The 239-nt window shown below is 64.4% G+C and carries 1 protein-coding gene; it reads right to left on the bottom strand.

Going from position 1 to position 239, the window contains the following annotated elements:
• On the bottom strand, positions 1 to 239 hold a 239-nt coding region (locus tag ACPYOJ_RS36590; protein ID WP_481420569.1), incomplete at both ends, for a hypothetical protein.

Here is a 239-nt window from a genome sequence, read left to right as displayed (position 1 = left end):
GATCCCTGCCGCCGTAGCGTCGGCCGATGGCGTTCGAGATCGAAACCAGGATCATCAGCAACAGGCGCATCAGCACACCGAAGACGCTGACGCTCATGAAGGAGCCCTGTTCCCAAAGATCGTAGATGACGAACGCCGCGGTGCGGTTGTGGGCGCGGGCAAGCATGAGGGCCAGCGTCCGTTCGCGATCGGCATGCACCATCACCCAGAACCAGGCGCCGAGCAGGCCGGGCTCCAGC

The sequence above is a fragment of the Rhizobium sp. SVR5-9E genome (assembly GCF_056755095.1).
Note: the sequence above shows the minus strand (reverse complement) of the source record. Positions and strands in the feature narration are given on the sequence as shown.